The 18,045-nt window shown below is 66.4% G+C and carries 10 protein-coding genes, 1 tRNA gene and 1 pseudogene; 9 read left to right on the forward strand and 3 right to left on the reverse strand.

Going from position 1 to position 18,045, the window contains the following annotated elements:
• The 3 genes from ODJ79_RS09785 to ODJ79_RS09795 form a co-directional block, all read left to right on the forward strand.
• On the forward strand, positions 1–248 hold a 248-nt coding region (locus ODJ79_RS09785; protein WP_263023033.1), incomplete at its 5' end, for a hypothetical protein.
• A gap of 37 nt (positions 249–285) precedes the next feature.
• Positions 286–360, forward strand: a tRNA-Lys gene (locus ODJ79_RS09790).
• Between the two features lie 329 nt (positions 361–689).
• Complete coding sequence (locus tag ODJ79_RS09795; RefSeq protein ID WP_263023034.1) at positions 690–827, forward strand: hypothetical protein; 138 nt, start codon at positions 690–692, stop codon at positions 825–827.
• Between the two features lie 141 nt (positions 828–968).
• Here the strand turns inward: ODJ79_RS09795 and ODJ79_RS09800 are convergent, their stop codons facing one another.
• A complete protein-coding gene (locus tag ODJ79_RS09800; RefSeq protein ID WP_263023035.1) occupies positions 969–1,679 on the reverse strand; it encodes a hypothetical protein in 711 nt (236 codons plus the stop codon).
• A gap of 501 nt (positions 1,680–2,180) precedes the next feature.
• On the opposite strand from ODJ79_RS09800, the gene ODJ79_RS09805 reads away from it, so the two are divergent.
• The 4 genes from ODJ79_RS09805 (at position 2,181) to ODJ79_RS09820 (ending at position 14,143) form a co-directional block, all read left to right on the forward strand.
• Positions 2,181–5,429 carry a DNRLRE domain-containing protein gene (locus ODJ79_RS09805; RefSeq protein WP_263023036.1) on the forward strand — a complete coding sequence of 1,083 codons (3,249 nt, stop codon included), beginning with the start codon at positions 2,181–2,183 and terminating at the stop codon, positions 5,427–5,429.
• A gap of 26 nt (positions 5,430–5,455) precedes the next feature.
• Positions 5,456–12,208: a polymorphic toxin-type HINT domain-containing protein gene (locus ODJ79_RS09810; RefSeq protein ID WP_263023037.1), complete on the forward strand. Its 6,753-nt coding sequence runs from the start codon at positions 5,456–5,458 to the stop codon at positions 12,206–12,208.
• Positions 12,205–13,095 (forward strand): hypothetical protein, encoded by an 891-nt coding sequence (locus ODJ79_RS09815; protein ID WP_263023038.1) that lies wholly within the window; start codon positions 12,205–12,207, stop codon positions 13,093–13,095. The genes ODJ79_RS09810 and ODJ79_RS09815 overlap by 4 nt, the downstream gene beginning before the upstream one ends.
• Before the next feature lie 649 nt (positions 13,096–13,744).
• Positions 13,745–14,143 (forward strand): hypothetical protein, encoded by a 399-nt coding sequence (locus ODJ79_RS09820; protein WP_263023039.1) that lies wholly within the window; start codon positions 13,745–13,747, stop codon positions 14,141–14,143.
• Positions 14,144–14,225: 82 nt separating this feature from the next.
• Here ODJ79_RS09820 and ODJ79_RS09825 read toward each other — a convergent pair whose 3' ends face one another.
• On the reverse strand, positions 14,226–14,720 hold the full coding sequence (locus ODJ79_RS09825; RefSeq protein ID WP_263023040.1) for a hypothetical protein: 495 nt from the start codon (positions 14,718–14,720) through the stop codon (positions 14,226–14,228).
• A 131-nt stretch (positions 14,721–14,851) separates the two neighbouring features.
• On the opposite strand from ODJ79_RS09825, the gene ODJ79_RS09830 reads away from it, so the two are divergent.
• Positions 14,852–15,637, forward strand: coding sequence for a hypothetical protein (locus ODJ79_RS09830; protein WP_263023041.1), 786 nt, complete (start codon positions 14,852–14,854; stop codon positions 15,635–15,637).
• Positions 15,638–16,160: 523 nt separating this feature from the next.
• On the opposite strand, the pseudogene ODJ79_RS09835 reads toward ODJ79_RS09830, so the two are convergent.
• Positions 16,161–17,143 (reverse strand): annotated as a pseudogene (locus ODJ79_RS09835) (IS256 family transposase); the annotation flags it as partial.
• Between the two features lie 647 nt (positions 17,144–17,790).
• Between ODJ79_RS09835 and ODJ79_RS09840 the strand changes: the two are divergent.
• Entirely contained in the window at positions 17,791–17,931 is a 141-nt protein-coding gene (locus tag ODJ79_RS09840) for a hypothetical protein (protein WP_263023042.1), read from the forward strand.
• Positions 17,932–18,045 lie beyond the last annotated feature (114 nt).

The raw sequence follows: 18,045 nt of genomic DNA on the forward strand, positions 1-18,045 counted from the left end.
GGTTGGGGGCGGGCTTTCGTGCATTCAAGGCCAGGCGCAGAGAAGACTCGCCGATCAGGCCCGCGCACCTTTGCTCGGCAGGCAGCTGGCCCGGCGCCGGCGCCAGCACGGCGAGTTTTCGCGGCAGGGGCCAGCGGGGAAGTGGCGCGCTCCATCGCCTGAGCGGGCACGACCCCGACGTCGACCTGCCGCCGGCCGACGCGCCTCGCGCCATGACCAGGGAAAACGTCGCATTGCTGGATACCTGATCGGCAAGCGAAAGAGGCGCAGGTACGCTGTGATCGCGGGCCGCTAGCTCAATGGCAGAGCTGAGGACTTTTAATCCTTAGGTTCGGGGTTCGAGTCCCCGGCGGCCCACCATAGTGACCTGCGGTTTCCGCGTGGCGGCTGTCCGTTGTGGTGCGTGGACGCTTACTGGTCCCTCGTTGTCGCTTGGACCGTTTTGGTTGTATTTGGTTCTCGCGGGACGCTACCGTGACTCCCTGACCTGCGGTTTTGCCCGCGCCAGGGTGCTAGCTCGTGGTGGTGTTGTGGACGATCTGGTTGACGGCGGTGGCCCATCCCGGCGGCGCTTGTTCTTGGTGGTCATCTTGGCGCGGGCGTTGCGTGCGGTGGTCAGGATGAGCCGGGCGGTGGCTTCTGCGGCCTTGTGCTGGGCAGCGGGTAGCACGCTGGTGTAGGTGTCGGCGGTGAGCACGATGCTGGCGTGCCCGAGCTGGTCAGGTCCGGCCGATCATCAGGTAGTGGGCGCGTTGGCGGCGCAGGTGGGCGCGAAGCACGGTGACGGTGCGCCGGTCGAGCGCGATGGTGCGGCGGCTGGCCGCTGATTTGGGTGGGCCTTCGATGATTTGGTAGCCGACGGTGGTGCGCTGGTTGGTGATGGACGGCTGCCGGTTGTCGAGGTCGATGTCGTGCCAGCGCAGCCAGGCGGCCTCGCCACGGCGCAGCCCGCGCAGGGCGATCAGCCACTACAGCGGATACAGCGGGTCGTCGGCGGCGAAGTCGAGGAACTCGATCAGCTGGGCCGGGGTCCAGACCGCGACACCGGGGCGGACGCCGTCGGTGTGCCAGTCCTCCACACGCCCTTCGGTCCAGACCACCGCCTGGGGCCGTCGGCCGGCCGGCATCTCGACCCGGCGGGCCGGATTGTCGGTGATCATGCCTTCCCGGATTGCCGCGTTGTAGGCGGCGCGCAGGGCCGCCCGGATGCGTTGCAGGGTGGCCGATGAACGCGGCGACCCGGCCGGAGTGGTGCCCGCGGCGAGTTCGGCGAACATCGCGGTCAAATGCCGACTGGTGAGATCGGTCAGCCGTAGGTGCCCGATCGCCGGGATTGGGAACTGGCGGACGTGCCGGGTGTAGATCGCATGCCTCGTCAGCCGGATCGAGGTGCGGGTGGTCAGCCAGTAGGTCAGCCACCGGGCGATCGTCCAGGTGTGCCCGGCGTACTGCTCCCGGGACTCCGCCTGAACCGCGGTGCGGGCCTGCCGGGCCTCCGCCCGGGTGGGGTAGCCGCCGTGGCTGATCTGGACGGGCTTGCCGAGCATGTCCCGGATGTAGCAGCGGTAGTACCAGGCGCCGTGCCCACGCTCGCCGATCCGCGGACAGCGGGTACGCAGCCGCCGCCGGGTGATGGTGTCGCGGCACCCGCATTGCTTGAACAGTCCCGGCGTTCCCATGAACCCTCCCGGCACGTGGCGTGGTCTTTCGGTTCACGGTCCACCGGAACGGCCCTTGATCACTGTCAGTCGGATGGGTGAGCACCACCAACCGCGATCACCCCCGGTCAGCTTCAGCCTTCGTGCCCCGGCCCCGGCCACTATGACAGCCGCTGGTGCGTGCGCCCGCGACAGTTGCTGGTCGTCACCGTCGGTCTTCTTCGTTGACTCCGGCGTTCGATGTCATCACTTGCAGTGCCCACTCCGCTCGCTGGCCGCGCCGGTGTGTCGGGCCGAGGACGCCGTCCGCGGCCCGGTTAATACGAATCGGCCACTGGGTGATCGACGAAAGTTACTTCGATTCATGTCTTTCTGTGAGGCTCCTGTGTGCCGTATCGTCCGCGGCAGTGTTGATCAACGGGGGTTCTGATGGGCGTGTCGTCTGACGGGCGTTGCGGAGATTTTCGGGGCGAACGCATCGTTCGCGCGGCAGTCGGGCTTCTTGTCGCGGTGACGGGTTGGGTGGTCGTTGGGCCGCCCGAGGTGGCGATGGCGGCGCCGTCGGCAGTGGCGCAGGCCCGGCTTGAGGCGCCGGATGAGGCGTCGGCGATGCGGCTGGCGCACCGGAAGCGGTTGCCGGTCCTGGTGACCAGCCAGACGTCGGAGACGACGCAGGTGTGGGCGCAGCCCGACGGCCAGTTCCGGATGACGTTGTATTCGGCGCCGGAGCGGATGCGCGACGCCGCGGGCGAGTGGATCGCCGTCGATCTGACCTTGGAGCGCAAGGACGACGGCAGCATCGGGCCGAAAGCTCACCCGCGGGGCTTGAAACTGTCGGGCAAACGCTCGACAGATAGTGATTCGCTGGTCGAGTTGGGTGTTGGCGCCGATACGGTGTCGGTCGGCTGGCGCGGTGCGCTGCCCGCGCCCAAGCTGGACGGTGCGACCGCTACGTATACCGACGTGCAGGCGGGCGTCGACCTGGTGGTGCAGGCCCGGCCGACCGGCTTCGAGTACTCGCTGGTGGTGAAGGACAAGGCCGCCCTCGCCAAGGTCGGCAAGGTCTCGATGCCGTGGTCGGGCGCTGCGGTGACTTCTGCCTCGGCGAATGGACTGCAGGCACGGTCCGCGCTGGGCAGTTCGGTGTCATTGCCGGCAGCGGAGATGTGGGATGCGCGGCGTTCGACGAAGACGGGTGACCCGGCGTTCCGGGCGCCGGTCGGGGTGACCACCGAGCTCAACGGGAGCGGCGGCAGTGACTTGGTGCTCACGCCGGATCGGGCTTTCCTTGACGACCCGGGCCTGACGTTCCCGGTGACCATCGATCCGGCGGTGGACCTCAACCCGGTCTATGACGCCTTCATCCAGAACACCTACAACACCAACCAGTCGGCATCGACGGAGTTGAAGCTGGGCTACAGCGACGACAGCGGCGACAGTTGCGGCTCCGGTTGCGTGGCCAGGTCGCTGCTGCGGTTCCAGCAGCCGGCCGCGCTGGAGAACGCGAGCGTCGGCACGGCGACGCTGCACCTCTACAACTCCCACTCGTGGTCGTGCACGGCGATGCAGTGGGAAAGCTGGCGCGTCTCGAACGCCGACACCTCGAACACCTGGGCCAACCAGCCGAGCTGGATCGAGCGGGCGGGTCTTTCCACCCAGACCAAGGGCTACAGCGGCTGCTCGGCCGGCGGGGTGGAGATCTCGGTAAAGCCGATCTTCCAGTACGTGGCGGACACGTCGAGCGAGACGATGGCGAAGATCGGGCTGAAGGCGTCGAGCGAGGGCAACCACAACAGCTGGAAGAAGTTCAACTCCTCCGAGGCGGCCTCGAGCCGGCCATATGTCGAGTTGACCTATAACCATAAGCCGAATGTGCCGACCGCGCTGGCGATCGACTCCTGCTACACCGCCTGCAGCTCGCCGGCCACGGTCAGCTCGGGCACGCCGACCATCAAGGCGACGTTCACCGACCCGGACTCGAGCACGATGCGCGCCGAATTCGAGGTGTACAACAGCGCGCATACCGTCTCGTGGGGTAAGTCGGGCACCACGGTAACTGGCGTGACGTCCGGCAGCACCCGGTCCTGGAAGATTGTGCCGCCCTCGGGATACAGCAAGCTTCCGGACGCGGCTTACGCCTATCGGGTCCGAGGGTGCGAGACCTGGAACGGTGCCGCGCTGTGCGGCGACTGGTCGGGCTGGTTCGCTTTCACGGTCAACACTGCGATGCCGACGCTGCCGACGGTGACCGGCACCCCGTACACGGAACGCTCGACCGGCGTGTGGAACGGCGGACCGGGCATCCAGGGCGACTTCACCTTCGGACCGAACGCGGCGACCAGCGTGCTGGAGTACGTCTATCAGCTGAACGACGGCGATGCCGTCACCGTCCCGGCAGGCGTCAAAGGCAGCGAGATGCTGACCGCCAACCAGCAGACCGTCTCCACCAACACGACGGGCTTCGTCGGCGGGGACAGCTCGGTGATCAGCCGGAACGCGACGATGGGGCATCTCGCGGCCGGTTCGCTGCAGGTGGCGCCGGCGGCGACCGCCGGCACCGATGCGGGCAACCAGGGCGACACGTTCGGCTCGCTCGGGGTCGACGACTACAGCGGCCTGGCGGTCGGCATGCTGGGCGGTCACCGGTATACAGTGTCCGGCTGGATCTACGTGCCGGCCTCGACCGGGCTGGCCACGATCGGCACCTACGGCGCCTCGCGCGGTTTGCGGATCATGGGCTTTGCCCGGGTGGGCACCGGCTCCTACCTCACGTATTCGTCGAACAAGGCGTCGGTCACCAACGGCTGGCAGTGGCTGTCGATGACGATGTCGGTGCCGACCGGCGCGACCGAGGCGTTCGTCCGGCTCTACAACGGCTTCTCCGCCGGACAAACCAGCAAGGTCGTGTACTGGGACGACCTGTCGCTGAAGGAGGTCACCGGCACCACCACCGTCGCCGGGATCACACCGACGGTCGAGGGGCCGAACACGCTGGCGGTACAGTCCCGCACGACCAGCGGCCTGACGTCGGACAAGCGGTACTACGAGTTCCTGGTGCGGCCGGCCGCGGGCGCCGAGAACTACTGGAGCCTCGACCAGCGGACCGACCCGGCACCGTCGGAGCCGGACAACAACTACCCGCTCAAGATGAGCACGCAGGGTGCGAGTTGGAGTGAGACCGGCAAGGCGGGCGCGTCGGCGCTGACCCTGGACGGCACGGGCGACCTGTCCTCGGCCGGGCCGGTGCTGGAGACCACGAACGCGGCCGGCTTCTCGGTCGCCGTGTGGGCGCGCCTCGACCCGGACAAGCCGATCACCGGCACGCACGCGGTGCTGTCGCAGGCCGGCACCAACACCGACGCGTTCCGGATCGAGCTGCGCGACGACGTGCTCGACTTGGACGGCGACGGCACCAAGGACCCGTCCTGGTGCTTCTCGCTGCAGCCGACCGACAGCACCAGCGCGACAACCCGGCAGTCGGTCTGCACCACTGACTTTGTGATCCCGGGTGACTGGGTGCACCTCGGCGCCGTCTACGACCAGGCCGCGGGCACGATGACGCTCTACGTCAACGGCGGGTCCATCCTCGGTGGCAGCGAGGTGCAGCAGGCGTACGCCTCGGCGATGTGGGCCGCGAACGGCGTCTTCACCGTCGGACGCGCCTGGCAGGGCGCCAACGTCGACCGCTTCGCCGGCGAACTCGACGAGGTCTACACCAAGCAACGTGCCCTCAACGCGAGAGAAATGGCCCTCTGGGCCAGCCAGCTCTGATCGCCGCCTGTCCCGGGAGACTCGAAATGACCAAGCGCGACATGCGGCTGGTGGGCCGCGGTACCCGGCGGCTCGCCGGAATCCTGGCCGCCCTGGTGGCGGCGACCCTGGCCGCCGAGGCGCCCGGCGGACCGGCCGCCGCGGCCGACTGGACACCGCCGAAGCCGAAACAGGCCACCGGCGTGCCCCGGCACAACGCGGTGCACACCACCCGCCCGACCTGGACAGCCGGTGCCCGGGAGGTCAAGGGCACCCCGGCAGTGACGTGGCCGGCGGCGAGCACCACCACGGTGTCGCTGGCGGACAGCCGGGTTCGCGCCGGCGCGCTGGCAGTCTCGAAGGCACCGGCCGGCCGGGTAGGAAAGGTCACCGTCGCGGTGCGTGACCATGCCGCCGCGACCAAGGCCGGAGTCGCTGGCCTGATCCTCGACGTCAGCCGGGCCGACGGCGTCCGGGCGGCTGGCCAGGCCGAGGTCACGGTCGACTACTCCAGCTTCGCGCACGCGTACGGCGGTGACTGGTCCTCGCGGCTGCGGCTGATCAGCCTGGCCGACGGCCACGAACTGGCCGGCAAGAACAACACCGCTGCCTCGACCGTGACCGCGCTCGTCCCCCTGGCCGCGGACGGCGCGGCGGTGAGTGTCGCGTTGGCCGCCGGGCCGTCCGGTCAGGATGGCACCTATGCCGCGACCAGCCTGTCCCAAGCCGGTACCTGGCAGGTGTCGCAGCAGACCGGCGCCTTCAGCTGGGGCCAGGACCTGCGGATGCCGCCGTCGCTGAACGGCCCGGGACCCAAGCTGTCCCTGTCGTACTCGTCGCTGTCGGTCGACGGCCGCACGGCTGGCACCAATACCCAGGGCTCCTGGATCGGTGACGGCTGGGACATGTGGCCCGGCTACATCGAGCGGCAGTACACGGCCTGCCAGGAGGACAAGGCCGCGGTCGGCGGCGCCGCTGCCAACAACGCGAGCCTCAACGTCGGTGACCTGTGCTGGCTCAAGCCGGAAGGCAACGCCAGCTTCTCGCTCAACGGCCGGGCAACCGAACTGGTCAAGTCCAGCGGCAACACCTGGAAGGGCGTCAGCGATGACGGCGAGAAGATCGAGCTGCTGAAGGACGCCAGTTTCGGCAACGGCGACGACGACGGCGAGTACTGGAAGGTCACCACGACCGACGGCACCCAGTACTCTTTCGGCCGCAACCACGGCGTTGGTGGCGCAACGGCGTCGACGGCCACGAACTCCACCTGGACCGTGCCGGTCTACGGCAACCACCCGAACGAGCCGGGCTACACCGCGGGTGACTTCGCCGGCTCGCGCAAGACGCAGGGCTGGCGGTGGAATCTCGACTACGTCGTCGACACCCACGGCAACACCATGACCCTGTTCTACGACAAGGAGCAGGGCGCGTACGGGCGGGAGGGCGATCCCGCCAAGCGCACCACCTACGACCGCGGCGGGTACGTCACGAGCATCGAGTACGGCAGCCGCAACGACGCCGCGAGCACGGTGCAGGCGGCCGCGAAGGTCGTCTTCGACACCGCCGACCGGTGCGCCTCGAACTGCTACACCGGCACCCCGCCCACGCCGGTGCAGGCGTCATGGCTCGACACGCCGTGGGACCAGTACTGTGCGGCGGCGCCCTGCACGACGCAGCTGAGCCCAACGTTCTGGACGCAGAAGCGCCTCGCGCAGATCCGCACCCAGGTGTACTCCGGCAGCGGCACGACATACACCGACGTCGACCAATGGGCACTGCGGCACACCTACCTGCAGGCTGGAGGCAACGAGGGCAGCCCGATGTGGCTGGCCGGCGTCACCCATACCGGCAAGGTCACGACGGCAGGTGGTACGGCGAGCACCGATCCGGAGATCGTCTTCGACCCGGGATCGGACCCGCTGGCGAACCGGGTGGACGGTCCGGCGGACGGCCGGTCGAGCCTGTTCCGCTACCGGATCAAAGCGATCACCACCGAGTCAGGCGCGCAGATCGTGCCCACGTACTCGCAGACCGAGTGCACCCGCAGCGCGCTGCCGTCGCCGGCGACCAACACCTCGCGGTGCTTCCCGCAGTGGTACGGCGCGCCCGGGGAGGAGCCGACGCTCGACTGGTTCCACAGCTACCGGGTGCAGCGAGTCGACGTGTATGACAACACCGGCGGCTTCACGCACGAGCAGACCAACTACGACTACCTCGACGCGCCCGTCTGGCACTACGAAGACTCCGAACTCGTACCGGAAAAGAAGCGGACCTGGGGCAACTTCCGCGGCTACAGCAAGGTACGGGTGCGTACGGGCCTGGAGTCCGGCACGCAGTCGGCCACCGAATACCTCTACTTCCGGGGGATGGACGGCGACAAGCAGACCTCGGGCGTGCGCGATGTGTCCGTGACCGACTCGCAGAACGTGTCGATCAAGGATGACGACGCCTACGCGGGGCTGCTGCGCGAGCAGACGACTCTGCTCGGCGCCGGCGGCGACTGGATCTCGGGCACCATCACGACGCCGGGCAAGCAAGGGCCGACGGCGACCAGCGGGCCGCTGAAGGCGTATATGACCAACACCGCCATGACGCGCAGCCGGACCAAGTTGTCGTCCGGCGCCACGCGGTGGGTCAAGACCGTCAAGACCTACAACACCGACAACCTCGTCACCCAGGTGGACGATCTGGGCGACGAGGCGACCGCGGCCGACGACCGCTGCGCCCGAACCTCGTACGCCCGCAACAGCACCACCTGGATCCTGTCGGCGGTGAAGAAGACCGAGACCGTCGGAGTCAACTGCTCCGCGACCGCGACCCTGCCTGACGACATGCTGTCCAGCACGCGGATCACCTACGACAAGGACACCAACGATTGGAACACGTTCCTGCCGGTCAAGGGTGACGTCGCCAAGACCGAGCAGATCGACTCCTGGACCGGCACCACACCGAACTGGGTGCAGACCGGCCACGCAGTGTACGACGCCAATGGCCGGGCCACCGACGCCTACGACGCTCTCGGCCACAAGACCCACACTGCGTACACCCCGCCGCTGACGGGGCCGGTCACCCAGTCGGCGATCACCGACCCGATGAACCACACGGTGACCACCACCCTGGACCGGGGACTCGCCGTACCGACCAAGATCGTGGACGACAACGGCCTGGTCACCGACATGACCTATGACGGCTCGGGCCGGCTCCTCGGGATCTGGCAGCCCGGCCGGGCCAAGGCCAGCTATCCGAACTACCCGAACACGTCCTACGACTACCGGCTGCACAACAACGCGCCGACGACCGTCACCACCAAAGCGTTGCTGCCCAACGGCTCCAACACCTACGCCACCACCATCACCCTCTACGACGGGCAGTTGCGCCAGCGGCAGACGCAGAGCCAGGCGCCAGGAGGTGGCCGCGTCATCGCCGACACCGTCTACGACTCCCGCGGGCTCGTCGACTGGTCGTCAATCCCGTACTACGACACGAACAACAACCCGCCGAACACGGCTCTGGCCGGCGGCCCGGGCGACCCGCCCGCACCCGCGACCACGGTGAACGTCTACGACGGCGCCAACCGCAACACCGCGGCGATCTTCAAGGTCGGCACCGCGGAGAAGTGGCGAACCACCACGGCATACGCGGGAGAGCGGGTCGACATCACCCCGCCGGCGGGCGGCACCGCCACCGCAGCGGTAACCGACGCGCGCGGCCACCAGATCGAGCTGCGCCAGTACAAGAGCCTGGCCGACGCCGGCAGCACCGACCCGGCCAAGTACGACAAGACCACCTACACCTACACCGGCCGCGACGAGCTGGCCACGGTCACCGACCCGGCGGGCAACACCTGGAAATACACGTACGACCAGCGCGGCCGGAAGATCAAGGCCGAGGACCCGGACACCGGCACCACCCAGATGTCCTATGACAACGCCGGCCGACTCGCCACGACCACCAGCGGGCGCAACATCACGCTGGCCTACATTTACGACGACGCGGGTCGCAAGACGCAGCTGCGCCTCGGCTCCGCGACCGGCACGCTGCGCGCCGAGTGGATCTACGACGGTCTGACCCGGGGGATCGGCAAGCTCAACAAGTCGATCCGGTACGAGGGTGGCCAGCAGTACATCAACGAGGTCACCGGCTTCGACACCGCCGGCCGCCCGACCGGCACGAAAATCACCATCCCGTCGACCGAGGGCACGCTCTGCGCGGCCGGCGGCACCACCCCATGCACATTCGCCGACACCGTCACATACCGGGCCAACGGCCAGATCGCCTCGACCGGCCTGCCCGCAGCCGCCGACCTGCCCGCCGAGACACTGCTGCACGGCTACAACGACGTCGGCGCCTCGAACGGACTGCTGTCCACAGCGCAGATCTACGTCAACGACGTCACCTACGACAAACTGGGCCACCTCACCCAGAAGATTATCGGTGCGGAACTGAACCGGGTCTGGCTGAACTACACCTACGAGGACCACACCGGCCGGCTCGTCGCTGCCAAGTCGATCCCCGAGCTCAAACCGGAGATCTTCAACTTCGCCTACCAGTACGACAACGCCGGCAACCTCACCCGCATCGCGGACCAGCCCGCCGCAGGCAGCAGCGACACCCAGTGCTACTCGTACGACTACCTCGCCCGGCTCACCGAGGCCTGGACACCCGGCAGCGGTGACTGCGCGGCAGCCCCGACGACCGCCGCGCTGGGCGGGGCCGCCCCCTACTGGCACTCCTACCAGTACGCCGGCCCGGCCGGGCTCGCTGGCAGCCGCACCAAGGAGACCCAACACGCATCGACCGGCGACACGGTCCGCGACTACACCTATCCCGTGCAAGGTGGCCCGGCCGGCAGCAAGCCACACGCCGTGACACAGGTGACCACCACCGGCGCAGCCACCCGCACCGAGAACTACCAGTACGACGCTGGCGGCAACACGAACTGCCGGCCCAGCGGCACGGCGAGCAACACCTGCCCGTCCGCCGGCAGTCAGACGCTCACCTGGAACGAAGAGGACAAGCTCGCCTCCGTTACCGGCGGCACCAGCTACGTGTATGACGCCGACGGCAACCGCCTCATCCGGCGCGACGCCACCGGCACCACCCTCTACCTACCGGACGGCACCGAGCTGCGCAAGACCGCCAGCGCGGTCAACGCAACCCGCTACTACGCCGGCGTCGCCACCCGCACCGCCGCAGGCGTCACCTGGATCGCCGGCGACCATCACGGCACCGCCGAGGCGACGGTCAATGCATCCACCCTGGCGGTGTCCCGGCGCCGCACCTTGCCGTTCGGCAACGAGCGCGGCGCCACCACCGGTACCTGGCCCACGTTCATGGACAAGGGCTTCGTCGGCGGGACCAAAGAACCCAACGGCCTGACCCACCTGGGTGCCCGAGACTACGACCCAGGACTCGGCAGATTCGTCTCGGCCGACCCCGTCCAGGACCTCAACGATCCACAGCAGTGGAACGGCTACGCCTACGCCAACAACAGCCCGGGCACATCGTCCGACCCGAGCGGCCTGATGTTCGACAAGGACCACAACGACCAACGCGCGAAACCTCCTAAGACCAACGGCGGCGGCGGTGGCGGTGGCGGCCAGGACGAGGGCGACGACGTCGGAACCGCGTCGGTGGAGTCATCACTCACCGGCGACGAATACACCTGCATCAGCGGCTACTTCTGCTTCGACGGCCGATCGGTCACCAACTCGACGAACTACATCGCCGCCTACAACGCCGAACTGGCTCGGCTGAAGAACCAGTACCACCTCACCAACTTCCGCGACGACCAGTACGCCGAAGCAATGCTCGCCGCCTGCGGCATACCACCCGAAAACTGCAATTCCCAGCTCTACAACCAGTTGCAGAATCTGTGGGGCGACAAGGCGGTCCGGGCGAAGGAGGCCCACGACGGGGTCAGCCAGGCCAAGGTAGCCGAAGCCTCCTTCTTTGCCGCCGTTACCTTCGTCGCCGGGCTACCGTCTTGCGTCTTCAAGGCCGCGGCGGCCGCCGGGCGCAAGAGCTTCTCGGGCGACACGCCTGTCCTCATGGCCGACGGCAATCACAAGAAATTCAAGAACGTCCGACTCGGCGACAAAGTCATCGCGACCGATCCGGAAACCGGCGCCCAAGGCCCGCGCGAGGTAACCGCGATCTTCGTACACCACGACGACCTGTACACGTTGGTGATCGACGGCAAGCCCCTGACCACCACCGAAGACCACCCGTTCTGGAACGTCACCGACCACCGGTGGGAACGCGCCGACCAGCTCACCATCGGCGACCGGCTACTATCTCCGGACGGCTCGACCGCACGCGTAGACGGCTTCACTTTCGCCACCCACCACGTGGCCGACGCCTACAACCTCACCGTCGACGACCTGCACACCTACTATGTGCTTGCAGGCACCGTGCCGGTACTTGTGCACAACGACGACGGTCGTTTTGGCTACCTCAACCGTCCTGGATACAGCAACTACGTGCTTATGGACGCTAACGGCAGCGTCTATTACTCAGGGATGTTCGGGCCAGGCGACACGGCCACGGGTGTTCAATATCGCCACGCAAACAACGGCAATCGATTCAACCCAGCCAACGGCGACACCATGAGAGTAATGCCGGGCACGCGCACATACGGTGAGTCCCGGCTGATGGAACAACGCCTGGCCGAGCAGTACGGTACTATAATTGGCCGTGACGGAAGCAACTATCGTGGCAACCGCCAGAATCCCTTGGCAGGCGACAAGCTCGCTGAGTATGAAGGTTACGAACGTCGTCTCGGTGGAGGTTGCAAATGAACGAGCAGTTGTTCTCTGCAGAGACACGTAATGAGGCCCAACAAGGCCTTGCTCGCGTCATGACTTCCTTTGTTGAAGAAATCGGCAGTAAGCCGACCCTCGCGGAATTCCTCGACGTTCTCGGGGCTAGCGTGCCGACAAATAGCGAGTCTGTCGAAGCTGTAACCCTTCCGATGCGGTTCAAAGTGAAGCTCAAGGGGAATCGCCGCTATGAGAGTGAAACGTCTCGTACCTTCCTCCTGAACGACGCCACATTCGTTCATGCTGCTGACTTTCTAGAGTTCTTTGCGACGCGAATTAGCGCAGCGTATGGCAGGCCTGCCTCGCCGCGGGACTTTGCCGCGGGTGTCCTGGACCTGTTGAAATCTATGAACACGTCCTTTCAAGATATTGCAGCACATGAAGTTCATTCTATTGCTGCGCAGTCCTCTAAACGGAGCACCAAGGCGGCAGTGGGAGATATTCTTGCCATTCCGATGCGAGGCGCGCGATATCGTATGTCAGTAGTCGTAGCACGGAACAGGTTCGGCACGGCGCTTGGTCTCTTTGATGGAGCATCGGAAGTGCCGCGTGTGGGTGCGAGTCGGCGTCGGGGGCCCGTGCTCTACACGGATGATCAACTTATTGCCAAAGGCGCATGGATTATTGTCGGTCACGAGGATTCGTTACTTTCTTTGTTCCCGGCCGAGCCTGAAATATATCATTCTCCAGATCCGATATTTCCGAATACTCAGATCGGTGAGTTCGGGGCGGCCGAATCTCCAAGTGGTGAGTTGCGGCAGATAGGCAGAGAAGAAGCAAGTCAAGTGGGTTTGTTGGACAACACCTACAGGCAGATCTACCTTAGTACGTATCTGAATCAATTGGTCGACGAGAATCAGCTTTGACGAAAGGTTCGCTAGCGGGTGTGCAAGTCGGGGTGCGGCTCGCTATTGGTTGCTCTGGGCGGAGGTCGCACTATGAAGCGTATCCGTATCGCTCCGGTGCGCGCCGTAGGGCGTTGTTGCGCGCCCGAGTTGCTGCTCACGTACTACTGTCACATGCCCGATTCAGGCTGAACTGGGCGCGGCTTCACAGCCTTGACCAGCAAGCACCTGGCGGACGAGCGGCCCGGGACCGAGGCCGCACGCAGTTTCGGCAGAACATGTTTCCGGATTGAAGGTCCGCGGGGGTCATTGCTGGGCAGTCCAAAGTCGAGTGCCGGCCGCACGCCGACACCAACCGCAGACCGACTACTTTCCGCGACCAACGAAGACACCGACAAACACACGGTCCCGTGCACAGATTGTTGATATGCAAGTCGTGAGGCCCCAAAATCGGGGCGCGCAGTGCCTTGATCACTCTGCGTATCAGGCGCTATGCGGCCCGCCGGGGCGAAGGTGAACGAAGTTCACCCGCATGATGCCGATGACACTGAGTAGGCAAATCAGGAAAACTGATGTCTTGCGCTTGGGGACTCGCAAGCGACGTATCATTTGCAGCCGAATCGGGACCGACGAATGGAAAGCTATGAGTAGGTGTTATTGGATCGTCGTTGTGCTCGCCCTGACGGGCATAACGGCCTGCGGCAAGCAGTCGGGAGCAACAGCCGGCCGTAACCAGTCGAGCGCCTCGGCGGCTGCGCCGCCCTCGGCGACCGCGAATTCGTCCATCGGGCTTCCTGCCCCTACTTTGCCAGGTAGCTTGTCGCCGCCCGACCGGACGGACGAGGAGAACGCTCAGCAGGCCTGGCTTCGAGCGATGTGGGAGTACGACAGGTTCCTCGTCAGCGACGGACCCACCGCCTTGGAGCGCGCAGACCAGCTCTGCCTTGACTTGCGAAAAGAGACGAGCGAGGCGCGGGCCGAACGAGACGCCGCGAAGCTGTTCGAGGTAGATAGCGTCAAGGCCAAGAAGATTGTCACGATAACCAAGTCCACGCGGTGTCCGATCTGAGACCTACGTGGCACGACTCGATACCGGCCGCCCCTCCGGTTGCAGGAAGACCAGCCCAGCCGGCTGCCAGGCGATGTCGGCGTCACGCAGCTAGCCGTTGGCAGCGCTGATGCCGACGCAGGACCGCGTTGGTGGCCGTGTCCATGGCGATGGTGCGGTGCCCGGTGGCGGTCTTCGGCCAGTCAAGGTATGGGCGGCCGCGCACGTGGGCGATTTGCTGACTGACCGTCAGCCTCCCCTCGGCCAGGTCAACGTCGGTCCAACGCAGTGCGCACAGTTCGCCGCGGCGCAGCCCAGGCAGCGCGGTCAGCCACCACAAGGCGAACAACGAGTCGTCGCGGACGAAGACCAGGAAGCCGGCCAGCTGCGCCGGCGTCCACACCGCCACCGCCGGACACTGTCCGTCACACCGCCATTCCTTCACTCGGGCTGTCGTCCAGGGTTGTGGCCGGTGCCGTTGCGGCCGGGGCAGCAGGACCACCCGGGCCGGATTGATTTGCAGCAGCCCGTCGCGGATGGCCATGTTCAGTGCGCGGCGCAGGGTGGCCCGGATCCGTTGCAGGGTCACCGCGGCCATCGGCGTCCCGTGTTTGGTGGGTTGCCCGGCAATGAACGTGAACATGTCTTCGATGTGCCCGGCCCGCAGCGCGGTGGGTGGGGAGCGGCCGAGATACGGGATCAGATACCGGTGTACGTGGATGCTGCGCGATGACCAACGTTGATATTGGCGAACCGCCGCCGCAGACGTTGCCCATGCGGCCGGACGAGTACCGCGGCGGGCCGATCGATCTCGCAGTTCTCGACGGTACAGACTGGGCCGCCCTCGACCGCGGCCCAGGGGACAGGAGCCTGCCGGAGCTCGTACGGGCACTTGTCACTGCGCGTGACGATGAAGGCGAGTGGGAATACCTCATGTGGTCTGAGCTCATGGGAGCTGTAGTCGATCAAGGCGACTGCTTTCCAGCCACGGTCGCCTTAGTGCCAATTCTCGCAGGGTTGGCCACCTCATCGGGGCTCACCGCATCGCGGCGGCTCGATCTCCACATGGCCCTGGTCGTGATCGCCGGACGGGCACTTGCCGAGGCAGTCGATGTTTCGCCGGCGCAGGTCGATCAGTGGGCGGCCAAGGTCCATGCCACCGTCGGAGAGGTGGTGCCGAGGCTCCTGCAACGGTGGCGATACCAGCCGGTCGCCATTCAGTTCCCGCTGGCCGTTCTGGCGGGCCTCTATCCTGAACAAGGATCCACTTCGGCGAGTGAGGTCGACCGTCTGGCCCAAGAATTGGCTGGAACACAACCCGGAGCATACCTAGATTTGGCGTATGCCCTGCTACAGAGGGATGAAATCGCTGCCGTGACAACGGCTCGGCGCATCCTTTCCTGGGATGAACAGATAGACCCAAGCCTCCTCGACCCACCTGGCCTACCTGCTGCCTTGGTCTGCGGTCACCTCCTTCAACAGGGGGCGATGGGAATTGCTAGCAACCACGAATAGCGTGGAGAAATTGTCAAATCCTGTGGTTGACGCAGGCTGCGCGTAGCCAGTGATCGAGGACTGCGAAGTCATCGTCCGTGAGGCCTCGTGACGACACGACGTGATGAGGAGGGCTCGGCCGGGATGGTGCGCGGACACCCAGTTCCGATCGGCGTCGGTGATCTCGTCGTCGATCCAGGCGAACGGACGTCCATCCGCCCACATCACCACGGTGCGGGTCGTCCAGTGAAGTCCCAACCAGCGGTCTTCACGCTCGTGCGTCCGAGGGCTCCGACCAGAGCACGACCGGTAGGCGTGGCAGCCCGATCCGAGGTGCGATCCCAGCGTTCGCCTCCTCTTCCCAGGTCGTGGCCCAGACCAGCTGGCATGGCAGCGCCGCCAGACGATGCCCGGCCTGTGGGTCGAGCCGCGCCAGGTGCGAGGTCGACGCGTCACCTGACGGTTTGCGCTGCGGGCCGTCGCCGAACGGCAGGAGCGGCCCGTCGACGTCGAGGGAACAGCAGTGGGCGCTCCGCGGGGTCGGTCATGCCGCGGCGACCTGTTCGCGTTCGACGAGCACGCCCTTGTCGAATCGGGCCCCGGCGCGCACGAGAGCGACCAGGTGAGGCGCGTTGACCGCGCGCCAGCGTTGCTGGGCGGACTCTATGAGCTTGAACGTCATTGCGGGAGCGGCCGCGCGGGATCCGGCACCGCGGGTGACCTTGGTGCGCAGCCGCACGGTAACGAACGTCGACTCGATCGGGTTGGTCGTTCGCAGGTGGATCCAGTGCTCGGCCGGATAGCCGTAAAACGCCAGCAACACGCCCTGGTCGTCGACGACCTTCGCGACGGCCTTCGGGAGCTTCGCCGCGTACTGCTTGGCGAAGGCCCGCACGGCGGCGCCGGCGTGTTCCTTGTCCTGGGCGTTGTAGATGTCCGCGAGGGCGTTCTTCGCCGCGGGCTGCGCGGATTTCGGCAGGGCATCCAGAACATTCGCCGCTTTTGTGCACCCAGCACCGCTGTTCCCGACTCTCGGGGAACACCTCGCGCAGCGCCTTCCAGAACCCCAGCGCCCCATCACCGACAGCGAGCATCGGGGCGCGCATCCCACGCCGGGCGGCATCGCGTAGCAGATTCGACCACGACTCACCGGACTCCCGGTAGCCGGCGTCCAGGGCTATCAACTCTTGCTGCCGTCGGCCCGAACCCCCACCATAACCAGAACACACGCCTTGGCCTCGTCCAGGCGGACCCTCAGATGCACCCCGTCGGCCCAGACGTAGAGGAAGTCGGTCTTCGACAGATCACGACCCTGGAACGCCTTTTGGTCCTCGCTCCACTGCGCCGTCAGCTGGCTGACAGTCGCCGACGACAACCCGGCCGCCGATCCCAGGAACTGCTCCAGCGCCGGGACGAAGTCCCCAGTCGACAGGCCATGCAGATACAGCAGCGGCAACACCTCGGAGAATTCGGCGTCTTGCGGGCCCACGGTGGCAGGATCGCCGTGGAGAACCGCTTACGCTCCCCAGGCGCCGAACGGCTCGCTGATCGATGAGATCGTCCGGGAAGGTGCCCGGCGGATGCTGGCCGCGGCGTGACCCTGCGCGTCTGTGGCGACTTCGTGTCGGCCTGGGTGCTCCGTGGGTGCTCGGATGTTCCGGACCTGGGACGGATTGTCCGAGGGCGTGGCGGATAGGTCGCCAGGCCACCGCGCTCAATGTCTCACGCTCAGCGGTGACGCGCCTGACCTGGTAGTACTCGGCACGGCCTGCTGGACTCGGCGGCGACAATCCGGACGAAGCTCAATAACCGTCTTTAGGGCGTGGAAAGTGCCATACTGCAGACTTTTATTCCTTAGGTTCGGGGTTCGAGTCCCCGGCGGCCCACCACTACATGGCAGGGCGGATAGCCGAACATCGAAGTCCATCGTGGCTGATGTGAGGCATATGTGGGTCACGGTCGTGGCCCACTGCCCGCAGGGCGGTCGCCGGGGCTCGAGCTCCGGATCTTGGGATTGAAGTTCTCCTCTGCTGTTGGGAGTGAGCAACTTTGATCACCGGGCGGAACCTTAAGATCGGGATCGTGCAAGGCGGTGACCGAGCAGGCGTGCCAGGCCGGCACACCGGGTGGGCAGGCGTGCGGTTCGGCGACCGGACGGGTGGAGCACGGCCCCGGTGCGGGCAGCCAGGTGGTTGTGGATCTGCCGCAAGGTCCGGGCGCGCCGCAGCTTCGTCGGTGACGGCGTGGTGCTGCTGTACCTGCCCGGCGCGGCCACGCCACGCGGCCGCCGCGCACTGAACCGGATACCCAGGTGAAACGTATGGACAGATACGGCGCGTTCGGTCGGCCGGCGCGGTCGGCCGGTGATCCTTGGACCGGCGGCCCGCCAGCGCCGTCCGTCCGGATCGGACATGTCACCCCGGCAGCGT

The organism is Actinoplanes sp. KI2 (assembly GCF_025630775.1).
Lineage (GTDB): Bacteria > Actinomycetota > Actinomycetes > Mycobacteriales > Micromonosporaceae > Actinoplanes.

Coding starts and splice junctions, on each gene's coding strand:
- ODJ79_RS09800 (WP_263023035.1), bottom strand. CDS start 1,679: ATGGGAACGCCGGGACTGTTCAAGCAATGCGGGTGCCGCGACACCATC.
- ODJ79_RS09810 (WP_263023037.1), top strand. CDS start 5,456: ATGACCAAGCGCGACATGCGGCTGGTGGGCCGCGGTACCCGGCGGCTC.
- ODJ79_RS09815 (WP_263023038.1), top strand. CDS start 12,205: ATGAACGAGCAGTTGTTCTCTGCAGAGACACGTAATGAGGCCCAACAA.
- ODJ79_RS09825 (WP_263023040.1), bottom strand. CDS start 14,720: ATGGCCGCGGTGACCCTGCAACGGATCCGGGCCACCCTGCGCCGCGCA.
- ODJ79_RS09830 (WP_263023041.1), top strand. CDS start 14,852: ATGACCAACGTTGATATTGGCGAACCGCCGCCGCAGACGTTGCCCATG.